Source organism: Bacillus sp. 1021, from assembly GCF_014534735.1.
Classification (GTDB): Bacteria; Bacillota; Bacilli; order Bacillales; family Bacillaceae; genus Bacillus; species Bacillus siamensis.
Genome location: NZ_JACVSR010000003.1, coordinates 538346 through 560778, shown reverse-complemented (window position 1 = coordinate 560778; position 22433 = coordinate 538346). Strand labels below are relative to the sequence as shown.

26 protein-coding genes and 6 tRNA genes are annotated in these 22433 nt (G+C 46.9%); 21 read left to right on the top strand and 11 right to left on the bottom strand.

Annotated features, from left to right (window positions below; translation table 11 throughout):
- The first annotated feature begins 18 nt into the window (after positions 1 to 18).
- The 6 genes from ICW23_RS14540 to ICW23_RS14515 all read left to right on the top strand — a co-directional run bounded on the left by ICW23_RS14540 (position 19) and on the right by ICW23_RS14515 (position 520).
- Positions 19 to 94, top strand: a tRNA-His gene (locus ICW23_RS14540).
- Between the two features lie 7 nt (positions 95 to 101).
- A tRNA-Gly gene (locus tag ICW23_RS14535) sits at positions 102 to 175 on the top strand.
- Between the two features lie 15 nt (positions 176 to 190).
- Positions 191 to 267: transfer RNA gene (locus tag ICW23_RS14530), tRNA-Ile, on the top strand.
- Between the two features lie 9 nt (positions 268 to 276).
- Positions 277 to 351 (top strand) — tRNA-Asn (locus tag ICW23_RS14525).
- Between the two features lie 3 nt (positions 352 to 354).
- Positions 355 to 445 (top strand) — tRNA-Ser (locus ICW23_RS14520).
- A 3-nt stretch (positions 446 to 448) separates the two neighbouring features.
- Positions 449 to 520: transfer RNA gene (locus ICW23_RS14515), tRNA-Glu, on the top strand.
- A 34-nt stretch (positions 521 to 554) separates the two neighbouring features.
- On the opposite strand, the gene ICW23_RS14510 is transcribed toward ICW23_RS14515, so the two are convergent.
- Positions 555 to 1025, bottom strand: coding sequence for a TspO/MBR family protein (locus ICW23_RS14510; protein ID WP_045926395.1), 471 nt, complete (start codon positions 1023 to 1025; stop codon positions 555 to 557).
- 133 nt (positions 1026 to 1158) lie between these two features.
- Entirely contained in the window at positions 1159 to 1878 is a 720-nt protein-coding gene (locus ICW23_RS14505) for a TraR/DksA C4-type zinc finger protein (RefSeq protein WP_016938461.1), read from the bottom strand.
- A gap of 284 nt (positions 1879 to 2162) precedes the next feature.
- Between ICW23_RS14505 and ICW23_RS14500 the strand changes: the two genes are divergently transcribed.
- The 6 genes from ICW23_RS14500 to menC all read left to right on the top strand — a co-directional run bounded on the left by ICW23_RS14500 (position 2163) and on the right by menC (position 9663).
- Positions 2163 to 3578: an isochorismate synthase gene (locus ICW23_RS14500; RefSeq protein WP_049627228.1), complete on the top strand. Its 1416-nt coding sequence runs from the start codon at positions 2163 to 2165 to the stop codon at positions 3576 to 3578.
- Positions 3575 to 5311: a 2-succinyl-5-enolpyruvyl-6-hydroxy-3-cyclohexene-1-carboxylic-acid synthase gene (menD, locus tag ICW23_RS14495; protein ID WP_188154678.1), complete on the top strand. Its 1737-nt coding sequence runs from the start codon at positions 3575 to 3577 to the stop codon at positions 5309 to 5311. Before ICW23_RS14500 ends, menD begins: the two co-directional genes overlap by 4 nt.
- Positions 5299 to 6123, top strand: coding sequence for a 2-succinyl-6-hydroxy-2,4-cyclohexadiene-1-carboxylate synthase (menH, locus tag ICW23_RS14490; RefSeq protein ID WP_188154677.1), 825 nt, complete (start codon positions 5299 to 5301; stop codon positions 6121 to 6123). The genes menD and menH overlap by 13 nt, the downstream gene beginning before the upstream one ends.
- Before the next feature lie 58 nt (positions 6124 to 6181).
- Positions 6182 to 7000 (top strand): 1,4-dihydroxy-2-naphthoyl-CoA synthase, encoded by an 819-nt coding sequence (gene menB, locus ICW23_RS14485; RefSeq protein WP_016938465.1) that lies wholly within the window; start codon positions 6182 to 6184, stop codon positions 6998 to 7000.
- An 87-nt stretch (positions 7001 to 7087) separates the two neighbouring features.
- Positions 7088 to 8551 (top strand): o-succinylbenzoate--CoA ligase, encoded by a 1464-nt coding sequence (locus tag ICW23_RS14480; protein WP_188154676.1) that lies wholly within the window; start codon positions 7088 to 7090, stop codon positions 8549 to 8551.
- Positions 8548 to 9663, top strand: coding sequence for an o-succinylbenzoate synthase (menC, locus tag ICW23_RS14475; protein ID WP_095241456.1), 1116 nt, complete (start codon positions 8548 to 8550; stop codon positions 9661 to 9663). The genes ICW23_RS14480 and menC overlap by 4 nt, the downstream gene beginning before the upstream one ends.
- A 270-nt stretch (positions 9664 to 9933) precedes the next feature.
- On the opposite strand, the gene ICW23_RS14470 is transcribed toward menC, so the two are convergent.
- From ICW23_RS14470 to ICW23_RS14460, 3 genes are read right to left on the bottom strand one after another with little or no spacing between them, the layout of a single operon-like run.
- On the bottom strand, positions 9934 to 10095 hold the full coding sequence (locus tag ICW23_RS14470; protein WP_016938469.1) for a DUF1540 domain-containing protein: 162 nt from the start codon (positions 10093 to 10095) through the stop codon (positions 9934 to 9936).
- A 58-nt stretch (positions 10096 to 10153) separates the two neighbouring features.
- The gene (locus ICW23_RS14465) at positions 10154 to 11194 is read right to left on the bottom strand and encodes a cytochrome d ubiquinol oxidase subunit II (RefSeq protein WP_016938470.1); all 1041 of its coding nucleotides are present in this window, start codon (positions 11192 to 11194) and stop codon (positions 10154 to 10156) included.
- A gap of 21 nt (positions 11195 to 11215) precedes the next feature.
- Positions 11216 to 12547, bottom strand: coding sequence for a cytochrome ubiquinol oxidase subunit I (locus tag ICW23_RS14460; protein WP_029575342.1), 1332 nt, complete (start codon positions 12545 to 12547; stop codon positions 11216 to 11218).
- A 195-nt stretch (positions 12548 to 12742) separates the two neighbouring features.
- On the opposite strand from ICW23_RS14460, the gene ICW23_RS14455 reads away from it, so the two are divergent.
- Both ICW23_RS14455 and ICW23_RS14450 read left to right on the top strand, forming a co-directional pair.
- Positions 12743 to 12991 (top strand): type B 50S ribosomal protein L31, encoded by a 249-nt coding sequence (locus tag ICW23_RS14455; protein WP_016938472.1) that lies wholly within the window; start codon positions 12743 to 12745, stop codon positions 12989 to 12991.
- 126 nt (positions 12992 to 13117) lie between these two features.
- Positions 13118 to 13687 (top strand): beta-class carbonic anhydrase, encoded by a 570-nt coding sequence (locus ICW23_RS14450; protein WP_016938473.1) that lies wholly within the window; start codon positions 13118 to 13120, stop codon positions 13685 to 13687.
- Here ICW23_RS14450 and yidD read toward each other — a convergent pair.
- Entirely contained in the window at positions 13684 to 13911 is a 228-nt protein-coding gene (gene yidD, locus ICW23_RS14445) for a membrane protein insertion efficiency factor YidD (RefSeq protein WP_016938474.1), read from the bottom strand. The two genes, ICW23_RS14450 and yidD, sit on opposite strands and share 4 nt — an antisense overlap.
- A gap of 125 nt (positions 13912 to 14036) precedes the next feature.
- On the opposite strand from yidD, the gene ICW23_RS14440 reads away from it, so the two are divergent.
- Together ICW23_RS14440 and ICW23_RS14435 are read left to right on the top strand one after the other, a co-directional pair.
- Positions 14037 to 14510, top strand: a complete 474-nt coding sequence (locus ICW23_RS14440; RefSeq protein ID WP_003152237.1) for an S-ribosylhomocysteine lyase — start codon at positions 14037 to 14039, stop codon at positions 14508 to 14510.
- Positions 14511 to 14624: 114 nt separating this feature from the next.
- Entirely contained in the window at positions 14625 to 15068 is a 444-nt protein-coding gene (locus tag ICW23_RS14435; protein WP_016938475.1) for a FixH family protein, read from the top strand.
- Here ICW23_RS14435 and ytzI read toward each other — a convergent pair.
- Positions 15065 to 15214, bottom strand: a complete 150-nt coding sequence (gene ytzI, locus ICW23_RS14430) for a YtzI protein (RefSeq protein ID WP_016938476.1) — start codon at positions 15212 to 15214, stop codon at positions 15065 to 15067. The two genes, ICW23_RS14435 and ytzI, sit on opposite strands and share 4 nt — an antisense overlap.
- A 124-nt stretch (positions 15215 to 15338) precedes the next feature.
- Here ytzI and ICW23_RS14425 point away from each other — a divergent pair, with 124 nt between their 5' ends.
- The 3 genes from ICW23_RS14425 (at position 15339) to ytkD (ending at position 16940) form a co-directional block, all read left to right on the top strand.
- Positions 15339 to 15776, top strand: coding sequence for a Dps family protein (locus ICW23_RS14425; protein WP_016938477.1), 438 nt, complete (start codon positions 15339 to 15341; stop codon positions 15774 to 15776).
- Positions 15777 to 15923: 147 nt separating this feature from the next.
- Positions 15924 to 16328, top strand: a complete 405-nt coding sequence (locus ICW23_RS14420; RefSeq protein ID WP_016938478.1) for a phage holin family protein — start codon at positions 15924 to 15926, stop codon at positions 16326 to 16328.
- A 132-nt stretch (positions 16329 to 16460) separates the two neighbouring features.
- Positions 16461 to 16940, top strand: coding sequence for an RNA deprotection pyrophosphohydrolase (gene ytkD, locus ICW23_RS14415; protein WP_016938479.1), 480 nt, complete (start codon positions 16461 to 16463; stop codon positions 16938 to 16940).
- Between the two features lie 34 nt (positions 16941 to 16974).
- On the opposite strand, the gene ICW23_RS14410 is transcribed toward ytkD, so the two are convergent.
- From ICW23_RS14410 to ICW23_RS14400, 3 genes are read right to left on the bottom strand one after another with little or no spacing between them, the layout of a single operon-like run.
- Positions 16975 to 17787 (bottom strand): ABC transporter permease, encoded by an 813-nt coding sequence (locus tag ICW23_RS14410; protein WP_016938480.1) that lies wholly within the window; start codon positions 17785 to 17787, stop codon positions 16975 to 16977.
- Positions 17762 to 18544 (bottom strand): ABC transporter ATP-binding protein, encoded by a 783-nt coding sequence (locus ICW23_RS14405; RefSeq protein ID WP_016938481.1) that lies wholly within the window; start codon positions 18542 to 18544, stop codon positions 17762 to 17764. Before ICW23_RS14405 ends, ICW23_RS14410 begins: the two co-directional genes overlap by 26 nt.
- A gap of 11 nt (positions 18545 to 18555) precedes the next feature.
- On the bottom strand, positions 18556 to 19560 hold the full coding sequence (locus ICW23_RS14400) for an ABC transporter substrate-binding protein (RefSeq protein WP_188154675.1): 1005 nt from the start codon (positions 19558 to 19560) through the stop codon (positions 18556 to 18558).
- 139 nt (positions 19561 to 19699) lie between these two features.
- On the opposite strand from ICW23_RS14400, the gene ICW23_RS14395 reads away from it, so the two are divergent.
- Both ICW23_RS14395 and ICW23_RS14390 read left to right on the top strand, forming a co-directional pair.
- Positions 19700 to 20473 (top strand): alpha/beta hydrolase family protein, encoded by a 774-nt coding sequence (locus ICW23_RS14395; RefSeq protein ID WP_016938483.1) that lies wholly within the window; start codon positions 19700 to 19702, stop codon positions 20471 to 20473.
- 57 nt (positions 20474 to 20530) lie between these two features.
- Positions 20531 to 20773, top strand: a complete 243-nt coding sequence (locus ICW23_RS14390; protein WP_013353269.1) for a DUF2584 domain-containing protein — start codon at positions 20531 to 20533, stop codon at positions 20771 to 20773.
- Between the two features lie 42 nt (positions 20774 to 20815).
- Here ICW23_RS14390 and pckA read toward each other — a convergent pair whose 3' ends face one another.
- On the bottom strand, positions 20816 to 22399 hold the full coding sequence (gene pckA / locus ICW23_RS14385) for a phosphoenolpyruvate carboxykinase (ATP) (protein ID WP_188154674.1): 1584 nt from the start codon (positions 22397 to 22399) through the stop codon (positions 20816 to 20818).
- Positions 22400 to 22433: the final 34 nt, after the last annotated feature.

Below are 22433 nucleotides of genomic sequence, written 5' to 3'. Positions count from 1 at the left end.
TAATTTAATATTGTTTTGGCGGTTGTGGCGAAGTGGTTAACGCACCAGATTGTGGCTCTGGCACTCGTGGGTTCGATTCCCATCAATCGCCCCAAACAAATGCGGGTGTAGTTTAGTGGTAAAACCTCAGCCTTCCAAGCTGATGTCGTGGGTTCGATTCCCATCACCCGCTCCATTTTTATATTGTCGTGGGCCTGTAGCTCAGCTGGTTAGAGCGCACGCCTGATAAGCGTGAGGTCGGTGGTTCGAGTCCACTCAGGCCCACCATGATAATTTTCCACAGTAGCTCAGTGGTAGAGCTATCGGCTGTTAACCGATCGGTCGCAGGTTCGAATCCTGCCTGTGGAGCCATATGGAGAAGTACTCAAGTGGCTGAAGAGGCGCCCCTGCTAAGGGTGTAGGTCGTGTAAGCGGCGCGAGGGTTCAAATCCCTCCTTCTCCGCCATAAGGCCCGTTGGTCAAGCGGTTAAGACACCGCCCTTTCACGGCGGTAACACGGGTTCGAATCCCGTACGGGTCATTAAAAAACCTTGCATACTATGCAAGGTTTTTTATTATGAGTTCATAGTGTAAATGGTAAAAGACAGGTATGTGGCAAAAGCGCTCCATAATAAATAAGGAACCAAAAGCCAGGCTGAAGCTTTGCTGTATTTACTGGCAATCATCAATAAAATGAGTGTTGTAACGGCTACAAGCAGGCAATCGATAGATGCAGCAAGCAAATTTTTCTGTGTGAATTGAAAAAAGCTGAATCCTTGATTCACGATATAATTGATGAGAAGCATCACCCAGAAAGCTTTGGATTCTTTACATGAAAGCTTTACGTATACCAAGGCTGCTGACAGGGAGATAAGCGCAAACAAAACCGCCCATATGATGCCTATCACTGATCCGCTCGGCGTCCAGTCAGGTTTTTGAAGCGCGTCGTACCATTCCCGATCTACGGGAAAGAGAAACCCCGCTAAGGAAAACAAGGCATATGTAATGATAAATACAATGATCGCACCGATATACTTCTTTTTCATCTCTTCCCTCCATTGTTCAATGTCATTCCTTATTTTGGAAAGGTTAAACCTTTTTGAGAGCCATGCACCATTAAGTGTATGAGTTTCCATTACAAAAATGCAACAAATGTAAAAACCCCGGTAAGCCGGGGTTTTAGTCAGCATGAAGATCGCCGAAAGTCGTCATAATTCCTTCTTCATCCAGTTCCTGTTCATACTTTTCGTGGTCTCTGCTTGGATACACGGAAATGTTTTTTCCGGTAATATCTGTGGCGATAAAATTTTCATAATCCTCAACATAGCCGATGTTTTCTTCTGAGTTCATTGTCATATCGTTGTAGCTGAGAGGCGGAACCTCTAAATCTTGAGGTGTTTCTGAGTTTCCGTATTCCTCTACATCCTGATATGAGTCTTCACTATCGTAAGGCGGCCGTATTGATTCATCATCATCAAATTCAAACTGTCCGAACGGTGTTTCCTCTTCAATCGGCCTGTCTTTAGAAACGGCATCCTGAGAGGAATATTCCGCCAAGGTGGTAGCCGTCGGCAGAGCTTCCAGTCTGTCATAAGGGATTTCTTTGCCGCTGACTTCACAAATACCGTATGTGCCGTTTTCAATTTGTTTCAGGGAGTAATCAATGTCGCGAAGGTGCTCCCGTTCATGGTCGAGGAGAGCAAGATCTTTTTCACGCTCGTATAATTCAGTCGCCTGATCGCCGGGATGATTGTCATAGGAAGACAATTCGCCGGATGACTGATACGGGAATTCATCTGTTAATTGAAATTGGTCATTCTCTTTAAAACGACTTAAGATATCATGTTTGGCTTCTTCGAGCTCTTTTTTCAAGTGTGTGATCTGTTCATTTGTAAGCACATCATTCCCTCGTTTCTATGTGATGCTTATGACTGTTAGTATGAACGTTTTTGTGCAGAAAAATGGTGGATAAAAATGGTCGTTTTCCCACAGTAAAGTAAAGGATACAGTGATTGCCGAGAGTGGGGAAAGAAAATTCAAGTTTGTTTCTTTATTCATTTGCGCAAAAAGGTTTATAATAAGAAATGCAGGCATTTTGTCGTGCGCAAATCTGTGTGTTTGACACAAAGTCATCACAGGTGTATTGTATTAAAAGCATTTAACGGATTATGGAGGAATGTCTCATGGTGACAACGGTGCAGCATACGTTCCGAGAGGAAGCAGATCATGCATTACATAAAGCCAAACAAGTCAACCATGCTGTCTTATTGAGCTATTCAAGACGTATTGCGTCTTTAGACCCTCTATCATTTTTCAAAGACGGAGCAAAAAAATATAAAGGCAAACGATTTTTTTGGTCAGAACCCGGTAGTGAATTAACAATAGTCGGTCTTGGCACAGAAGCGCTGTTCCAATCGAATGAAAAAAACGAAAAACGTTATCAAGACGTTTTTGAACAATGGGAGCGCTTTAAAAAGACGGCTTATCATATTCATGAAGAAGAAGAGGCGGCGCAAACCGCGGTCGGCCCTGTCTTATTCGGCGGTTTTTCATTTAATCCCGCTGAAGAAAGAGGAGACGAATGGGATGGGTTCGAAGAAGGACTGTTTTTTATTCCCTCACTCATGCTGACAAAGACGGCGGATGGTGATTATTTAACCGTCAATCAATGGGCGGCAGACGGCAATCAGGCAGAAGATGTGCTGAAACGTCTGAAATCTTTTTCTGAAGCTTTTACAGTTTCTTCAATGACATATGAGGAATATCCTGATTTAACAAAAGCGGAAGAACTAGATGTAGAAAACTGGCTTGACGCCATTAAAACAGCAACAAATGATATGAAAGCAAATCAATATGATAAAGTCGTGCTGGCAAGGGAAGTCGTTTTGTCATATGACGGGCCGATTCCGGCGGAGAGCGTTGTCCGCAAGCTTTTGACGGATCAAACGACAAGCTATGTTTTTGCGATTGAGCAGGGAAATAAATGCTTTGTCGGCGCTTCACCGGAACGGCTGATCAAAAAATCCGGCAAAGACGTCATGTCCTCTTGTCTGGCAGGTTCAATTAAGCGCGGAGAAAGTCAGGAAGAAGATGACCGTCTCGGCGAAGAATTGCTGCATGACGAAAAAAACCTGGCGGAGCATGATTTTGTGGTTCAGATGATAAACGATGCTTTTTTATCGAGCTGCAGTGGTGTGAAAAAGCCTGCAGGTCCGCAATTATATAAAACAAAAAGTGTGCAGCATCTATATACACCGATCACCGGCCGTCTTAAAACGTCCGCTTCGCTGTTTGATTTAATTGAAAAGCTGCATCCCACACCGGCATTGGGCGGAGCGCCCCAGCAGAAAGCTGTTGATGTTATTGCTGAAATTGAACCGATGACACGCGGGTGGTACGCGGCGCCGATCGGCTGGATGGACGGCAGGGAAAACGGAGAATTTGTCGTGGCCATCCGATCAGGATTGATTGAAGACAAAAGGGCGCGCCTTTTTGCAGGCTGCGGCATTGTTGAAGATTCAGATCCGCAATCAGAATATGAAGAAACACAAATTAAACTAAAGCCGATGATCTCTGCTTTAGGAGGTGAAAGGCTTTGACAAACCCGATTACACATTATATCGGAAGCTTTATTGATGAATTCGCTCTTTCGGGTGTAACCGACGCGGTCGTTTGTCCCGGATCGAGGTCGACTCCGCTGGCGGTTTTGGCAGCGGCCCACCCGGATATTCAAGTCCATATACAAATTGATGAACGATCCGCAGGTTTTTTCGCACTCGGTCTTGCAAAAGCCCGCCAGCGTCCGGTCATGCTGATTTGTACGTCAGGAACGGCAGCGGCTAACTTCTATCCGGCCGTGATTGAGGCTCATTATTCAAGAGTGCCTCTCATTGTCCTGACTGCTGACCGGCCCCCTGAATTAAGGGAAGTAGGGGCGCCTCAGGCGATTAACCAGCATTTTCTGTTCGGTAACTTTGTTAAGTTTTTCACAGACTCGGCTCTTCCCGAGGAAAATCCTCAAATGCTGAGTTATATCAGAACTTTGGCCGGCAGAGCCGCAAGTGAAGCGGGGAAGCAGCCGATGGGACCGGTGCATGTCAATGTGCCGCTCAGGGAGCCTTTGATGCCTGATTTGTCAGCCCGGCCTTTTGAAAGAATGAGAGCAGATCGGCATGTCTCTGTCACAACAGGGATTCAGTCTGCCGATCCGGCCTCATTGCGTCATATTACAGAGCGTCTTGCGAATACCGAAAAGGGTATGATCGTCTGCGGCGAAATTCACGGTGAAGCAGAAAAACAGCAGATCCTCGCGCTTGCCGAGATACTTCAATTCCCGATTTTGGCTGATCCGCTTTCAAATCTGCGAAACGGAAAGCATGATAAGGCGCTGATCATTGATGCTTATGACTCGTTCTTAAGAGATGAGGAGATAAAAGAAGTGCTGCGTCCGGAAGCTGTGATCCGCTTCGGTCCGATGCCGGTTTCCAAACCGCTCTTTGTATGGCTCAGGGATGATCCTGCCATTGAGCAGTTTATCGTCGATGAAGACGGAGGGTGGAGAGATCCCACTCAGGCCGGCGCGCATATGATTCATTGCCATCCGTCGGTATTTTTGGAAGCGGTCCGTTCAGTTGAAACGGGAAGACGGCCGTCCGGATGGCTGGAGAAATGGCAGTTTGTCAATGAACGGTTCCGCGGCCATTTACAGCATGCGGGCATGGATAATTTGTCATTCGAAGGAAATGTATATCGTCACCTTCAGCACCTTGTTCCTGAAGACAGTTCGATTTTTGTCGGCAACAGCATGCCGATTCGCGATGTGGATACTTTCTTTGAAAAGCAAGATCGTTCCTTCCGCGTCTATGCCAACCGCGGTGCTAACGGAATTGACGGAGTTGTTTCCTCGGCTATGGGCGTCTGTGAGGGAACAAAAGCTCCCGTCACGCTTGTGATTGGAGATTTATCGTTTTACCATGATTTAAACGGGCTGTTAGCGGCTAAAAAACTTGGAATTCCGCTTACGGTTATTTTAATAAACAATGATGGCGGCGGGATTTTCTCATTTTTGCCGCAGGCATCTGATAAAACTCATTTTGAAGAACTATTCGGTACGCCGACGGGCCTTGATTTCAAGCATGCCGCAGCACTGTATGGCGGGACGTATACTTGCCCTGAGACATGGGAAGCATTTAAGGATGCATATCAGCCGCAGGCGGACAAGCCCGGACTTCATATTATCGAGCTTAAAACAGATCGGACCTCAAGAGTTCAATTCCATCGCGATCTGCTGCAGGCCGCAGTGCGGGAAGTGAAAAAAGAATGGAGACTGTAACTGTCAAAATGGCTGACGGCGTGTGCTACCGGGTGAATGATACCGGTGACCGCTCGTCTGAAGCAATTGTTTGTCTGCACGGATTTACGGGCAGTAAAGAATCATGGATGTTTCTGCGCGAAATGTTTCCCGGCGAGCGAATGGTGATGATTGACTGCCTGGGTCACGGGGAGACAGACGCGCCTGTGCAAGCGGCAAGGTACAGTACGAGCCGGCAGGTTGCGGACCTTGCCGCCGTTTTTGATCAATTAAAACTTCACAAAGTGAAACTTATTGGTTATTCTATGGGGGGAAGACTTGCGTATTCCTTTGCACAGGCATTTCCGCATCGGGTGTCAGCGCTTGTTTTGGAAAGCTCCACTCCGGGTCTCAGCACGCTTCAGGAACGCAAAAAGCGGATTCAGTCAGACCGGAAGCTTGCGGACTTTATATTGAAGGAAGGCATCACATCTTTTGTCGATTATTGGGAGGGCATTCCGTTGTTTGCCACGCAGCTTTCTCTGCCGGACAGCGTAAAGGCGTCCATCCGTGCCGGCAGGCTGAAAAATAATCCGTCCGGACTTGCAGGCAGTCTGCTCGGAATGGGGACGGGCTCGCAGCCTTCCTGGTGGGATGCATTAGACCGCATCAAGGCGCCCGTTCTGCTTATATGCGGTGAATGGGACGAAAAGTTTTGCGTGATTAATCAAAAGGTGCATAACCTGCTCCCATCAAGTAAAATAGAGATTGTCAAACAGGCGGGGCACACGGTACATGTGGAACAGCCGCGAATTTTTGGTAAGATAGTAAGTGAGTTTTTATACGGCTTGTAAAGCATATAGAAAATAGCTTTTCGGCCGGACTCAGGCAAAAATGAAGGAGGTCATATCAATGGCTGCAGAATGGAAAACTGAACGTCAGTACGATGAAATCTTGTACGAGACGTATAACGGTATTGCAAAAATAACAATTAACCGCCCGGAGGTACATAACGCATTTACTCCTAAGACGGTATCAGAAATGATTGACGCATTTGCTTGTGCGCGTGATGACTCTAATATTGGTGTCATCGTTCTTGCGGGAGCGGGAGATAAAGCATTCTGTTCAGGCGGAGACCAAAAAGTCCGCGGTCACGGCGGATATGTCGGAGACGATCAGATCCCGCGTCTGAACGTGCTTGATCTTCAGCGTTTAATCCGCGTGATTCCTAAACCGGTTGTAGCAATGGTTTCAGGTTACGCGATCGGCGGAGGCCATGTGCTTCATATCGTCTGTGATTTAACGATTGCGGCTGATAACGCGATTTTCGGTCAGACCGGACCGAAAGTGGGAAGCTTTGATGCCGGTTACGGTTCAGGCTACCTGGCGCGTATCGTCGGACATAAGAAAGCCCGTGAAATCTGGTATCTGTGCCGTCAATACAATGCGCAGGAAGCGCTCGACATGGGTCTTGTCAATACGGTTGTCCCATTAGAGAAACTTGAAGAGGAAACCATTAAATGGTGTGAGGAAATGCTTGAGAAAAGTCCTACAGCCCTTCGTTTCCTTAAAGCGGCATTTAACGCAGATACAGACGGCCTCGCCGGAATTCAGCAATTTGCGGGAGATGCAACACTTCTTTATTACACGACAGACGAAGCGAAAGAAGGCCGCGATTCCTTTAAAGAAAAACGCAGTCCGGATTTCGGTCAGTTCCCTCGTTTTCCGTGATCAGATGACACTACGAAACAGCTTGAGCCGCTCTGGTCCAAGCTGTTTTCTTTTCAAACACAGTACTTTTACCTCGGAGATGATAACATGCTGACAGAACAGCCAAATTGGCTCATTCAAAGGGCTCAGCTGACACCTGAGAGAATCGCTCTCATATTTGAAAACAAACAGATGACATTCAGAGAATTGTATCATGCTTCTGAACAAATGGCCGCGCGGCTGTCCGAATACTGCAAGCTTAAAAAAGGAGACCGTGTTGCAATTTTGCTTTCTAACCGCCCAGAAATGATTTATGCCGTTCACGCCTGCTTCTTATTAGGAGCGGAAGCGGTGCTGTTAAATACGAAGCTCTCAAAACAAGAACGGCTGTTTCAGCTCGAAGATTCAGAGGCGAAGCTTTTATTGACGGAAGACGGTTTTTGCCGCGAAGATTATGAATCTGCAGTCGCTGTCGCAGATGTGGACGAGCTGCAAGCTGAAAAGGCGGGTGACATGGAGCCGGAAGCTTATGTAACACTTGATGATACGGCGACTCTTATGTATACGTCAGGAACAACGGGAAGGCCGAAGGGGGTGCAGCAGACTTTCGGAAACCATTATTCCAGCGCTGTATCGTCTGCGCTGAATCTGGGGGTCACGGAGCGGGACCGCTGGCTTATTGCGCTGCCGCTGTTTCATATCAGCGGCCTGTCTGCACTGTTTAAGTCGGTCATTTACGGTATGCCCGTCGTGCTGCACCGAAAATTTTCAGTTACTGATGTGCTTGCCAGCATCAGCTCACACAGGGTCACGATCATATCAGCGGTGCAGACAATGCTTTCAGGCCTGCTTGCGGAAACCGAACAATGTCCGGAATCATTGCGGTGCATTCTGCTTGGCGGAGGGCCGGCCCCGCTGCCGCTCCTTGAAGAATGCCGAAGAAAGCAATTTCCGGTCTTCCAGTCTTACGGCTTGACCGAAACCTGCTCACAGATTGTCACGCTGTCACCTGAATTCAGCATGGAAAAGCTCGGCTCGGCCGGTAAACCGCTGTTTTCATGCGAGATCAGAATTGAAAAAGAAGGAAATCGCTGTGCGCCGTTTGAACACGGTGAAATCACGGTAAAAGGCCCGAATGTGATGAAAGGCTACTATCATCGTGATGAAGCGAATCAGGCGGCTTTTCATAATGGCTGGTTTAAAACGGGCGATCTTGGTTATTTAGATGACGAAGGGTTTTTATATGTACTGGACAGACGGTCGGATCTCATCATTTCAGGCGGAGAGAACATCTATCCGGCTGAAGTGGAAGCGGCGCTGCTTGCCCATCCGGCTGTAGCGGAAGCAGGTGTTTCAGGAGCCGAAGATCCAAAGTGGGGGAAAGTGCCGCATGCCTTTCTCGTGCTGACTTCTTCTGTCAGTGCAGAAGAGCTGGCCGCCTTTTGCCGAGAACGCCTTGCAAAATATAAAGTACCGGCTGCTTTTTTCGCGGTTGACGAGCTCCCGCGGAATGCGTCTAATAAACTGATGAGACATCGGCTGAATGAGCTTCGTAAAGGAGAATTGTCATGATTAAGATTGAAAAAATCACCCTTTATCATGTAAGTATGAGGCTGAAAAAACCGTTTAAAACAAGTATTGAAACGCTGCAGGACCGCAAATTTTTGATCGTGGAGGCGATCGATGAAACCGGCAGAACCGGCTGGGGGGAGGTATCGGCGTTTTCTTCTCCTTGGTATACAGAAGAAACGATTCAGACATGCGCGCATATGCTGAGAGATTTTTTCATCCCAAATATCGTAGGCCGCGAGTTTTTCCATCCGTCAGAGGTGCCTGACAGTCTCGCGCGTTTCAAAGGAAACCGCATGGCAAAAGCGGGGCTCGAATCAGCCGTGTGGGATCTATATGCCAAGAAAAAGGGGATATCTCTCGCAGAAGCCTTAGGGGGCAAAAGAGATAAAGTGCCCGCCGGGGTCGTAGTGGGTCTTGCTTCGGATGATGTGATGCTTCGGGAAATTGAGCAATACGTAAAAGAAGGTTATCAACGTATAAAAATAAAAATTCAGCCCGGCCGTGACGTTGATTTGGTCAGAGCCATCCGCAGCCGTTTCCCGAACTTACCGCTGATGGCGGATGCCAACTCGGCGTATGAACTGAAAGACATCAGCAGGCTGAAAGAATTGGATGAACTCCAATTAATGATGATAGAACAGCCGCTTCAGGCAGATGATATTGTCGATCACCGCCACCTGCAAAAACATTTGAGAACGGCGATATGTCTTGATGAAAGTATATGCTCATTTGATGACGCGAGACGGGCGATTGAGCTTGGAAGCTGTAAAATCATTAACATAAAACCGGCGCGTGTAGGAGGCCTGACAGAAGCTTTAAAAATACATGATTTATGCAGAGAGCATCACATGCCGGTATGGTGCGGCGGAATGTTCGAGACCGGCATTTCGAGAGCGCAGACAGTCGCGCTTGCTTCGCTGCCGCAATTTACGATACCGGGTGACATTTCCTCATCAGACCGATACTGGGAGGAGGATATCGTCACTCCTGACATCCGTATCGAAGAGGGATTTATCTCTGTTCCGGACGATCCTGGACTGGGTGTCAGCGTGAATCAGGAAGTAATGAGAAAATACGTCACCCAAATGGACGTTTTCACAACGAACAGCTGATAAAACTTTATTTCAGCAAGTTGAGCACACTGTAAGCTGCTGTTATATTAAAACTGTTCAACATCACCCCTTCCCCGTTTGAACCGGCTGAAAAAGCCGGTTTTTTTGGCAGGCGAATGCGATAATTTTTTTCAAACAGTCTCAGCTTAACATCGTAAGCGTTGCTTTCTCGATACGGATTGTACCGTCTGCCGCCGCCAATTTGCCGTTTCTGCCATGCTTTTCATCGGCGCCGAAATGAAAAAGAGCTGTATAAAAACAGCTCTTTTTTTATAAATCATACGGTTTAAAGGTTTTGCAATCCGTTTCTTCACTTTTTTCAGCGGTTTCGCCTGTATGGCTGACAACATAAATCGCGTCGGCCGTGCATTTGTTTCCTTTGCCCCAATAAGAGCAGTTATTGACTTCACACAGTATTTTTTGATGATCCATGCTGACTCCCCCTCCATAATAAAAGGTACGCCATTAGTATGAACCGCTCTGATTTCTGTTATTCCTCCTGGCGGATATAACGTCTGTCTTTCATAAAGAGCTTCCAGAAGAAATAAAACCCGGGAAACAAAATAATGAAAGCGACGATATACGTCATAAACAGCGCCTTGAAGGTTGCCGGCTCCGTAAACCCAGACATGACCGTAATATCGGGATAAATCATATAAGGAAGATGGGCCCGTCCGTACGCATAGCTTGCCAGGAAATATTGCAGCGCAATGGCGATCATGGCGATTCTCGGTTTGCCGATGTTCTGGCCGAAGCGTTTATTCGGCAGAAACAGGGCCGCGCCCGCAATAATAAATGTAATGACAGACAGGATGAGCCATGTCTTGTCTTTCATCATCCCCGTATACAGCCAGCCGGCTTCAGAGCGTAATGTCACCATAATGAAGATGGCAAAAAGAAGTGACAGCGGCCCTGTTATTAAAGAGCTCCGTCTGTAGATGCGGTACGCATGCTCCTCTTCCGCAACATTTGAAAAGTCAGCCAGAAGCAGCGAAGATAAAAACAAAGTGCTTAAAATGGCAAAGCCGATAAACGCATACGCATTAGGGCTTGTAAAGACATTTGCCAAATTTAAGTGATACACTCCGCCCGTCTTGTCGATAAATCCCCCGTGTGTGACCGGAAGGACCAATATCAGCACGGCAGGAATAATGAAGCCTGAAATTCCGGAGATATATCTCATGATTTTTCTTTCCTTCGCCGTATTGGAGAAGACGAGAAAGCCGCTGCGGATCGCTAAAAGCAGCAGAATGATACTCCCCGGAATCAATAAAACGGTCCCCAGCACGAAGGTTGCCCCGGGAAAGAAGCTGAAAAGGGCGACAACGATCGCGACGATAAAGACATTGGTCACTTCCCATGTCGGGGACAAATAACGGTTGGCGATGTTTGTCGCCTTTGTTTGTTCTTTATTTAAATAAATCATCGACCAAAAGCCGGCTCCGAAGTCCATCGTTGCCATGACCGCGTAAATAAACACGAAGCCCCATACGATTGATATCGCGATGAGAGCGTCCATGGTAATGTCCATTTCAATTCAGCCCTTTCTTTGTTAAGATTCCGCCGCTTTTACATCCTCCTCAACGGGATGTTTGCGGAAATAATAAAGCAGCACATAAATGACTGCGGCCGCCAAAATGGCGTATACCACCGTAAACAGGATGAACAGCAAGCCGATTGAACCGGTTGTGGTGACGACATCTGATGTTTTCAGCAGATGATAAATCACCCATGGCTGCCGTCCCGTACAAGCGAATATCCACCCGAATTCAATTCCGATCAGACTGAGCGGTCCTGCTGTTAAAAATAAAATCAAAAGCCAAGTCGGAAAGCTGTCTTTCTTTAAGATTTTTCTCCATACGATGCCGATGATGGAGTATAAAATGAGCAGCATTCCGATGCCGACCATTCCGTTAAACAGTGTATGAATGAATAAAGGCGGCCACTCGTCTTTCGGAAACGCGTTCAACCCTTTAACGACGGTATCAAAGCTGTTTGCAGCCAAAAAGCTTAAAGCCCACGGCACTTCTATCGCCCATTTTACTTTTTCTTCTTTTGGATCGGTAAAACCGCCGATCGCAAGCGGAGCGTGTGATCTTGTTTCGAACAGCCCTTCTGCGCCCGCAAGCTTTTCAGGCTGGTATTCGTAAAGAAGCTGGGCAGATTCGTGTCCGTTTAAAGAAGCAATAATGGAAAAGATTCCGCCGATCGTTAAAGCGAGCAGCAGCGCTTTTCGGTGAAACCGGTATATCTGCTCCTGTTTTCTCGTTCTTAGCATTTTATAAGCTGCTACTGAGGCGACGATAAATGCACCGGTCATGAAAGCCGTCAGAACGACATGGCCCGCGGTGGTGAAAAAGCTTGGGTTAAAAAATGCGGCCCACGGTTCGACGTCAGTGATTTTGCCGTTTAAAATTTTAAAGCCGGCCGGCGTTCCTTCAAATGCGTGAACATTTGTGATTAAGACGGCAGATGCTGCGGCGCCGATCAAAACGAAAATAACCGCAATGATGCGCATCGCCGGAGTCAGCCGGTCAGCGGCATAGACATAAATGGACATAAACAGCGCTTCGATAAAGAAAGCATAAATTTCAATTTGAAACGGGAGTGACATCACTCTGCCGATGACTTCCATGAATCCGGGCCACAAAAGAGCAAGCTGTGTACCCGCGATCGTTCCAGTCGGTATCGCCACGCCGAGCAGAACCGCCTGCGCCTTTGTCCACCTTTTCGCCATAATGGCATAATGAGGATCTTTGGTTTTTTGATAAATTAATTCAGCCATTAAAATCATCAGAGGCAAGCCGACACCAAGCGTCGCGAAAATAATATGAAAGCCCATGGTTGTCCCGAACAGGCTTCTGGCTAACACTAAATCATCCACGTCATAAACCGCCTTTCTTATTACCGTTTTATGTAATGTGGTTATATTATTTGCTGAAGCCATTAGATTATTCTTCTGATTCCATATATGAGCAGGGTTTAGAAATCAAGGGATCGGGGCATATATGATTGACAAGCGCCTATTTAAGGTTTAGAATAAAACGTAATTATTACGATTTGAGAAAGGGAGATCAGCATGAAAAAAGATATTCATCCGGATAACCATCGAGTGATTTTTCAAGATGTGAACAGCGGCTACCGATTTTTAAGCCGTTCAACGAAAACGTCAGAGGAAACGGCAGAGTGGGAAGACGGAAAAACATACCCGCTGATTAAAGTAGAAGTCAGCTCAGATACGCATCCGTTTTATACAGGCCGCCAAAAGTTCAACGAAAAAGGCGGGAGAGTCGAACAGTTCAACAAAAAATACAATATGGGAAAATAAGACAAGTCCGAGGGGGTTTGTCTTATTTATTGGGCCGTCTGTTACTTTGGGATCAGGTGCGGGTAGTGACGAAATGGCCCGCCTTGTGTTATATTGTGAATAAAAAGACAGAAAGGAAACACCAAGATGAGTCTTCTAAACGATATCATGAATTTTAATGAGCAGTTCACTAAAAACAAAGATTATGAAAAATACCAAACATCTAAATTCCCGGATAAAAAGATGGCGATTTTGTCCTGCATGGACACACGCCTTGTTGAATTGCTTCCTCACGCGATGAACATGCGAAACGGCGATGTGAAAATAATTAAAAGTGCCGGCGCGCTTGTCGCCCACCCGTTCGGAAGCATCATGCGCAGCCTTTTAGTGGCCGTATATGAATTAAACGCTGATGAAGTCTGCGTGATCGGCCATCATGATTGCGGCATGAGCAAAATCAACAGCGAGGATATGCTCGGTAAAATTATTGACCGCGGTATTCCGAAAGAGCGGATTGACATGCTGAAGCACTCAGGTGTTGATCTTGATCAATGGCTGAAAAGCTTTGATTCTGTAGAAGCGAGTGTGACAGACAGCGTAAACGTCATTAAACACCATCCGCTTTTCCCTGACAATGTGCCGGTGCACGGTCTGGTGATTGATCCTGAAACCGGTAAACTTGATCTGGTGATCGACGGCTACCAGCATATGGACTAATGCTTTTGTTTTTTTTCCGGTACGGGATCAACCCCGCCCGGATGAAACGGATGGCACTTTAAGATTCGCTTCAAGGTCAGCCATCCGCCTTTTAATGCGCCGTGAGTCCTGACGGCTTCGATTCCGTACTGAGAACATGTCGGATAGAAGCGGCATGACGGCGGCGTCAGCGGAGAGATGAACTTCTGGTATCCGCGGATTAACGCAATCATTATGGTTTTCATCAAAAAAACCACCTTTCTAATGCCAGTATAGAAAAAAAATTTCAGATTGAAAAGCTTCCGCCGCAATTCTTATCGGAAAACTGTGTTATAATGGATGCATATTCTGAAAAAAAGGGAGTGCTATTATGCCTTCAGTAGAAAGCTTTGAGCTTGACCATAATGCGGTTGTGGCTCCGTATGTAAGACATTGCGGGGTGCATAAAGTCGGAACAGACGGCGTCGTGAATAAGTTTGACATCCGCTTCTGTCAGCCGAACAAACAGGCGATGAAGCCGGATACGATTCATACGCTTGAGCACTTGCTTGCGTTTACGATTCGCACACATTCTGAGAAATACGATCACTTCGACATCATAGATATTTCACCGATGGGCTGCCAGACAGGCTATTATCTAGTTGTGAGCGGCGAGCCGACAGCGGAAGAAATTGTCGACCTGCTTGACGCTACGCTGAAAGAAGCCATCGATATTACGGAGATCCCGGCAGCCAACGAAAAACAGTGCGGCCAGGCGAAACTTCATGATTTGGAAGGCGCGAAACGCCTGATGCGTTTCTGGCTGTCACAGGATAAAGAAGATTTGCTCAAAGTGTTCGGATAAAAAACAGGCCTTTTTGCTGTCATGCAAAAAGGCTTTTTTACATATTTCTAAAAAATGTCACACCTTATGTGTAAGCGTTTGCTAAAATAGAAGCAAACATGAAGGAGTGATGGAATGAAACGGGCTGTATTGGCGGGTATGTGCGGTATGGTATTTCTTTTATCTTCTTGCGGAGGCAATGCGGACAAAACCTCCGCGGATGAAGAGCCGAAAGCGCTTGAAGTCAAGCTTACCGGACCGGAAACGGCAGAGCCGCATGAAAAAGCAGAATACAAGGCGGAAGTTTTTTACGGCGGTAAGCGGGTCACGGATGCGGATGAAGTCATGTTTGAAGTATGGAAAGAAGGAAAAAAAGGCAGCGGCAAAACAAGCAAGGCCAAGGAGGAAAAAGGGGCGTATTATCTGCGGACTGAATTCGATAAAGAAGGTGTATATACCGTTCAATCCCACGTAACGGCAAAACAGCAGCACAATATGCCGACTGTAAAAGTGCGTGTCGGGGATGCTGAAGCTGCCGATGATTCCTCCGGCCGTGAGGAAAAGGCGCAACATCATTAAGGCTTGTTTTTATCCGTCAATCCGTTTGATGCGTCCTGCGGCGGATCGATCGTATGCTTTACGTTATAGGCTCTTACCGTCGACCAGATGGATAAAAGCAGCACGGCAAGCACGATAAGAAAGCCGAGACTCAGTAGAAGCAGCATGAAATCCCTCCTTTTTAACAAATGATAACATATTTTCCATCTGGAAAACCAAGGGCTAAAAATTTATGTTTTAACACACGATATATAGGGTATATCAATAGTAAACCAAAGGAGGAAGATTGGCATGTCAGAAAAACTATTGGAAGCAGTTAATAAACAAGTTGCAAACTGGACGGTCATGTATGTGAAATTACATAACTATCATTGGTACGTCAAAGGGAAGGACTTTTTCACATTGCATGAGAAATTCGAAGAGCTGTATAACGAAACGGCTACATATATTGATGACCTTGCAGAGCGTCTGCTGGCATTAAACGGCAAGCCGATCGGCACCATGACGGAATCATTGAAGACTGCTTCTATAAAAGAAGCGGAAGGCAATGAGAGCGCAGAACAAATGGTACAGAACGTTTATGATGATTTCACTGTCATTGCAGAAGAGCTGAAAAGCGGAATGGATCTCGCAGATGAGGTCGGGGATGAAACGACCGGCGATATGCTGCTGGCCATTCACCAGAATATCGAAAAACATAACTGGATGCTGAAAGCGTATTTAGGATAATTAACAAGGGAAGACCGGGGCTTTAGAGCGTCCGGTCTTTTATTTGGCTGCCGAAGATGTTGTCCATTTTTCTGAAAAATCCAGACCGTTCCGTTCACTTTTCATAGAATAATGTAAGGCCGTTTCTGTGAAAGGATGTTGGATCAAATGGGCAGAGACTTTGGCATCTTTTCGTTTTTTGCAGTGATTGTGTCGGCAGCGGGATTTTTCTTTGGCGGTTTTCAGTATTCGTTTCTGATTTTGCTATCGGTCATGGCGATCGAATTTATCAGTACAAGCTTAAAAGAGTCTCTTTTGCATCAGCTGAGCCCCAAAAGGCTTTTTGCGCGGCTGGTCAAAAAAATTGTGACCCTGGCATTAGTCTCAGTTTGCCATTTTTTTGATCAGCTGCTTTATACCGAAGGCGCTATCCGTAATTTGGCTATCATGTTTTATATCTTATACGAATCGGTACAGATTGTGATCACGGCAAGCTCACTGGGCATCCCGGTTCCGCAGGTGCTCGTCGATCTTTTGGACGCCTTGAAAAATAAATTCAAGCGCAAACCGTAACATTTGCTTCAAACGAGGCTATACTAGCGGGTATGATGGTTTTCCTCTGAATTTTTGATAAAGGGCTTCCGAACAAACGCAACTGTGGTATGATGTATGGAAGATATGAAGGAACGGATTAGAGGGATAAACATGTACGAGTTTAAAGACTATTATCAGAATACTGTTCAGCTCTCCTTTGAACACCAGCCTTTTTCAGACAGCCCGAAGCACGTATGGGTCATATGCCGATATGGCGATAAATGGCTTTTGACTGAGCATGAAGACCGGGGGTTTGAATTTCCGGGCGGAAAAGTGGAGCCGATGGAATGTGCGGAGGAAGCGGCCCTGCGCGAGGTGAAAGAAGAAACCGGCGCTGCGGTAAGACACCTTCAGTACGTCGGACAGTATAAAGTTCTCGGCAGGGAAAAGATAATCATTAAGAATATATATTTTGCCGATATTGAAAGGCTTGAAAAACAGGCTGATTATTTTGAAACGAAGGGGCCAGTGCTGTTCAGCGAACTGCCGGAGAATCTCCCGAGAAATAAAAAGTTCAGTTTCATCATGAAAGATTCAGTGCTTCCGATCAGCCTGAAAAAGCTGAAAGAGGACGGCGTATTTCAATCATAAAAACGGAGACCCGGCGATACCGCACGGGTCTTTTTTATATTTTTCCTTTCGTCCATTTTCTTTCTAACCATTCGACTCCCTGATACATCAATGTCGCAAAAACCGCGATGATCAGAAGGCTTAAGAACACCAAAGTGAAATTGAAGACTTGGAAGCCGTAAATGATCATGTAGCCCAGGCCCTTTTCGGACACAAGAAATTCGCCGACAATGACCCCGACCCAGGATAAACCGACATTCACTTTAAGCGCAGAAACAATCGCGGGGGAGCACGCCGGCAAGATGACTTCTTTAAATATGATGCGCCTTTTCGCTCCGAAGGTTTTCATGACCTTAATATAATTCTCATCCACTTCCTGAAAAGCCGTAAAGACGACGATCGTCGTGATAATGACACTGATGACTGCACCCATGGCTACGATGCTTGTGAAACTCGGCCCGAGTGCGACGATAAGAATCGGCCCGAGTGCGACCTTCGGCATCGCGTTTAAAATGACGAGGTACGGGTCTAACACACGGGCGAGCCTGTTTGACCACCATAACAGAGCGGCGAGGCATGTGCCGAGAAGTGTGCCGAGCAAAAAGCCCAGAACGGTTTCTCCTAATGTAACGCCGATGTGAGCCGCAAGAGATCCGTCCGCGATCTTTTCCGCCAAGAGCCGGCAAACGGCAGAGGGTGAGCTGAAGATTAACTGATCGATCCAGCCTGCCTTGCTCGATATTTCCCACCCGGCAAAAAATACGATGAAAATGGCGGCCTGATACGCACGGATCCGGCGTTTTTCTTTTTGGTGTTTTTTCTTAAACTCCTGATGAAGCTGTTCAATCGTGCCGCTGCTGTTTTTCAAGGGAGTTCAGCTCCTTCCATATCGTTTGAAACAGCGGCTGAAAGGCCGGGTCCTGACGCGCGTCAAATGGATCTAAGGACGCGAGCTCCTTGGGCACGGTGAAGATTTGATGGATGGTGCCCGGCTGATTCGAAAATAAATAGATCGTATCGCTCATGGCGATGGCTTCACCGATATCGTGGGTGACGAGCACGGCGGTTTTTTGAAAATCTTTTAATGTTTTGAAGACAAGGTTTTCTAAAGAAAGCTTCGTTTGAAAGTCCAGCGCGGAAAACGGCTCATCCAGAAGCAGCAGTCCCGGGTCGGACGCAAGCGTTCTGGCAAGTGCCGCCCGCTGCCGCATTCCGCCTGACAGCTCTTTCGGATATTTTTTTTCGACGCCGATTAATCCGAGTTTAGGCAGAAGGCTGAGAACTTCAGCCCTTTTTTCTTCTGTTAATGTTTTGGAAATGTGTAAACCGAGCAGGACGTTTTCCTCAATTGATTTCCAAGGAAATAAATAATCCTGCTGAAGCATATAGCCGATTTGGTGTTCTTTATGGTTCGGCACGCTTCCTTCAATCAGCACCCGGCCTTGCGCGGGGGCGATAAGGCCGGCCAGAATGGACAGGAGTGTGGTTTTTCCGCATCCGCTCGGCCCGAGAAAAGAGATGAAATCCCCTTTTTCAATATGAAAATGTATATCTTTCACGGCGGTTGTTCTTTCTTTCAGCGAGAAATAAGTATGTGTCACATGATCCACTTGTAAAAAAGACATTCATGTTCCTCCTATTGTTCTGAGGTGACTTTTTTGGCGATTGTTGTGTTGACGAGTTTGCTGTACGGAATATGTTTCGGGAGCTCTCCGGCTTCATCCATAATTGATTGGAGCTGTTCCCATTCATCCTCTTGCAGAACAGGGTCTGAAGAGAATGATTTTTGTTTTTTATAGCGTTCTATTGATGCTTCAATAATGGCCGGGTCGGTATCGGCAAATTCCTTTTGAATCGTTTTTGCGATGTCTTTGGCCGGGTGGCTTTCCACCCATTGCTGGGCGCGGTAAATGGCGCGGGTGAATTTTTCCGCCGTTTTTTCATTGTTTTTTAAATAGCTTTCTTTTGCCATAAAAGTTGTGTAAGGCACTTGGCCGGAAGCTTCTCCGAAGGATGCGACGATATGGCCGATGCCTTCTTTTTCAAATTGGGATGCCGTCGGTTCAAACAGCTGCACATAATCACCGGTGCCGGATGCAAATGCGTTGGAAATGTTGGCGAAATCAATGTTTTGAATCAGGTTGATGTCTTTTTTCGGCTGTATGTGATGTTTTTTCAGGACGTACTCACCGGCCATTTGAGGCATGCCGCCTTTTCGCTGGCCGAGAAATGTTTTTCCTTTTAAATCGTCCCACTTGAATGATGTCTCATCCTTCCGCGCCACGAGAAAAGTGCCGTCTGTCTGCGTCAGCTGCGCGAAGTTGATGATAGGATCTTTAGCTCCTTGCGCTTCCACGTAAATGGATGTTTCAGAACCGACCAGCGCGATGTCAGAGCCGTTTGACAAAAGCGATGTCATCGTTTTGTCTCCGCCCCATGTTGTTTGAAGAGACACTTGAAGCCCTTCTTTTTTAAAGAAACCCTTCGCTTCAGCGACATACATAGGCGTATAGAAGATGGAGTGTGTGACTTCCGCCACCTTCACCTTTGTCAGACTTTCTTCCTGTCTGCAGGCCGGAAGAATGAGCAGGAATAAGGCGCATATGACAAAGATGCAGCTCGTTTTGAGCCATTTGTTCACGTTGTAACCTCCTTATATTAAGCGTTAAAATAACCCTTTTTGCTTTACATATCGTATGATGGGTATAAAAAATGTGTGAGTGCCCATATTCAGGTTGGGAAAGAATAAAAAAACTGATGATGAAGGAGGCTCATTTGCTTTGCTGGTTGAAAAGAGAAGGTTTCCGTCTCCGAGCCCGCATGTCCGGCTCTTTGCGGTATGCTACGAGTCAGAAGGGCTGAAGGTAAAGGGGCTCCTTGCCGAGCCTGCGGCGCCGGGAACATACGACGGTTTTTTATATTTGCGCGGCGGCATAAAAAATGTCGGCATGGTCCGCCCGGGAAGAATCGTTCAGTTCGCTTCCCAAGGCTTTGTCGTGTTTGCACCTTATTACAGAGGCAATCAGGGCGGCGAGGGAAATGAAGATTTTGCGGGAGAGGACAGAGAGGACGCGTTTTCCGCTTTCCGCCTGCTTCGGGATCACCCGAACGTCAGGGAAGGCCGGGTTCATATTTTCGGGTTCTCCCGAGGCGGCATCATGGGGCTTTTGACTGCGATCGAGATGGGGCATCAGGCGGCTTCGCTCGTCTCTTGGGGCGGTGTGAGTGATATGGTGCTTACTTATGAAGAGCGGAAGGATATGCGGCGGATGATGAAGCGGGTGATCGGCGGCACGCCGAAAAAGGTGCCGGATGAATACAGATGGCGTTCGCCGTTTGAAAAAGCAGACCGTATTCAAGCGCCTGTGCTGCTCATCCATGGCGAGAATGACGAAAATGTTTCGATCGAACATGCGCGGATGATTGAGGACAGGCTGAAAGAGGCGGGAAAACCGGTAGAAACCTGGTATTACAGCGGTTTTACGCATTATTTTCCGCCGCAGGAAAACAGACGCATAGTCCGGCGTCTGGCGGAATGGATGAAGACAAGGTAAGATAACGGATTTATGATATGATAATAAAGAAAAAGAGAATGAAAGGGGATTTTCATTTTGGGAATGCCTGTTGAATTTAATACAATGATTGTGACAAAAGGCAATGAAAAACGGATAGAGGAAAATATTTTTTTATTGGAGAAAGAGGGCTACCGCGTTTATCCTCTTGATATTCCGATGGACGTGCGCAAAACAAAAAACGGCGAGAAATCCGGCACCGGCGAAGTCCAAAAGCTCGAATGGGCGAACGGCCGGACGAGCATTACATACAGACTCACTTCGCTTCATTCGACTAACTGAAAAAACAAAAGCCGAGGGCAGCAGCGCCCTTGGCTTTTTTGATTAAACGAGAGGCCCGCCGGCTTTGGCGATTGAGTCTGCATGAGAAAACTTTTTAAAGTTTTCTTTAAACTCATTGGCTAAAAACAGCGCCTTTTCGTTGTATGCTTTTTTATCGCTCCATGTGTTTTCAGGCTGAAGAACCTCATCCGGAACGCCCGGAACGTGAACGGGACTGTGCAGGCCGAAAATGCTGTCTGCCGTCATATCTGTCTGATCAAGTGTGCCGTCAATTGCGGCTTTTACCATCGCTCTTGTATACGAAAGTTTCATCCGCTCTCCGACTCCGTACCCTCCGCCGGTCCAGCCTGTGTTGACCAGGAAGACTTGAGCGCCGTGCTCGTCGATTTTATGCCCGAGCATTTCGGCATAGACGTGAGCCGGAAGCGGCAGGAAAGGTGAACCGAAGCACGTGGAGAAAGTCGTTTGCGGAGATGTCACGCCGCGCTCGGTTCCTGCGAGTTTGCTTGTGTACCCGCTTAAGAAATGATACATTGCCTGTTCCTTCGTCAGTTTGCTGATCGGAGGGAGCACCCCGAACGCGTCCGCCGTTAAAAAGACGATCGCCTGCGGATGGCCGGCAATGCTCGGCTGCACGATATTGCCGATCATCTCAATCGGATACGCGGCTCTTGTGTTTTCCGTGTAGAAGGAATTGTCGTAATCCGCCTCACCCGTTTTTTCATCAAGCACAACATTCTCAAGAACAGACCCAAAGCGGATCGCACGAAAAATCTGCGGTTCTTTTTCTTCGCTCAGATTGATACATTTAGCATAACATCCGCCTTCAATGTTAAACACGCCGGAGTCTGACCAGCCGTGCTCGTCATCGCCGATCAGTTTCCGGTCCTCATCGGCCGAAAGCGTCGTTTTCCCCGTGCCGGAAAGACCGAAGAACAAGGCGACATCACCTTTTTCACCGACGTTGGCTGAGCAGTGCATCGGCAGAATATCTTGCTGCGGAAGAAGGAAGTTCATAATGGAGAAAATTGATTTTTTCATTTCTCCGGCGTATTCGGTACCGCCGATTAAAATGACGCGCTTTTCGAAAGATACAATGATAAATGTTTCCGAATGCGTGCCGTCCGTCTCCGGATCCGCTTTAAAATGCGGAGCTGAGAGAATGGTAAAGGGCTGTGCTTCCGAATCCCTTTCAGCCGTCTCCGGTCTGATAAACAGCTGGCGCGCGAACAGGTTGTGCCATGCAAATTCATTTACGACTGTAATCGGCAGTCTGTATTTTTCATCTGCGCCTGCGAATCCTTCAAAAACAAACAGTTCATCTCTCTGTTTTAAGTAGCTGACGACTTTGGCGTACAGCTTTTCAAACGCCTCTTCAGAAATGGGCTGGTTCACCGCGCCCCAATCAATTTGATTTTCTGTGCTTTTTTCACGAACAATAAATTTATCTTTAGGTGATCGTCCCGTATATGCACCGGTAGTGGCGCGTACGGCGCCCGTAGATGTCAGTGTGCCTTCATTTCGGGTGATCACTTTTTCGGTAAGTTTTGGCGCCGATAAATTATGATGCACATTTGGACTTGCGAGTAATGCTTGAAGATCTGCAGTTAAAGCAACTAATTTCATAAAACCCTTCCTTTGCCGGTTTATTTTTATTTCG

Coding starts and splice junctions, on each gene's coding strand:
- pckA (WP_188154674.1), bottom strand. CDS start 22,399: ATGAAATTAGTTGCTTTAACTGCAGATCTTCAAGCATTACTCGCAAGT.
- menC (WP_095241456.1), top strand. CDS start 8,548: ATGATTAAGATTGAAAAAATCACCCTTTATCATGTAAGTATGAGGCTG.
- ICW23_RS14435 (WP_016938475.1), top strand. CDS start 14,625: ATGAAACGGGCTGTATTGGCGGGTATGTGCGGTATGGTATTTCTTTTA.
- ICW23_RS14455 (WP_016938472.1), top strand. CDS start 12,743: ATGAAAAAAGATATTCATCCGGATAACCATCGAGTGATTTTTCAAGAT.
- ICW23_RS14420 (WP_016938478.1), top strand. CDS start 15,924: ATGGGCAGAGACTTTGGCATCTTTTCGTTTTTTGCAGTGATTGTGTCG.
- yidD (WP_016938474.1), bottom strand. CDS start 13,911: ATGAAAACCATAATGATTGCGTTAATCCGCGGATACCAGAAGTTCATC.
- ytkD (WP_016938479.1), top strand. CDS start 16,461: ATGTACGAGTTTAAAGACTATTATCAGAATACTGTTCAGCTCTCCTTT.
- ICW23_RS14500 (WP_049627228.1), top strand. CDS start 2,163: ATGGTGACAACGGTGCAGCATACGTTCCGAGAGGAAGCAGATCATGCA.
- ICW23_RS14440 (WP_003152237.1), top strand. CDS start 14,037: ATGCCTTCAGTAGAAAGCTTTGAGCTTGACCATAATGCGGTTGTGGCT.
- ICW23_RS14450 (WP_016938473.1), top strand. CDS start 13,118: ATGAGTCTTCTAAACGATATCATGAATTTTAATGAGCAGTTCACTAAA.
- ICW23_RS14510 (WP_045926395.1), bottom strand. CDS start 1,025: ATGAAAAAGAAGTATATCGGTGCGATCATTGTATTTATCATTACATAT.
- ICW23_RS14480 (WP_188154676.1), top strand. CDS start 7,088: ATGCTGACAGAACAGCCAAATTGGCTCATTCAAAGGGCTCAGCTGACA.
- ICW23_RS14405 (WP_016938481.1), bottom strand. CDS start 18,544: ATGTCTTTTTTACAAGTGGATCATGTGACACATACTTATTTCTCGCTG.
- ytzI (WP_016938476.1), bottom strand. CDS start 15,214: ATGCTGCTTCTACTGAGTCTCGGCTTTCTTATCGTGCTTGCCGTGCTG.
- menB (WP_016938465.1), top strand. CDS start 6,182: ATGGCTGCAGAATGGAAAACTGAACGTCAGTACGATGAAATCTTGTAC.
- ICW23_RS14470 (WP_016938469.1), bottom strand. CDS start 10,095: ATGGATCATCAAAAAATACTGTGTGAAGTCAATAACTGCTCTTATTGG.
- ICW23_RS14465 (WP_016938470.1), bottom strand. CDS start 11,194: ATGGACATTACCATGGACGCTCTCATCGCGATATCAATCGTATGGGGC.
- menH (WP_188154677.1), top strand. CDS start 5,299: ATGGAGACTGTAACTGTCAAAATGGCTGACGGCGTGTGCTACCGGGTG.
- ICW23_RS14425 (WP_016938477.1), top strand. CDS start 15,339: ATGTCAGAAAAACTATTGGAAGCAGTTAATAAACAAGTTGCAAACTGG.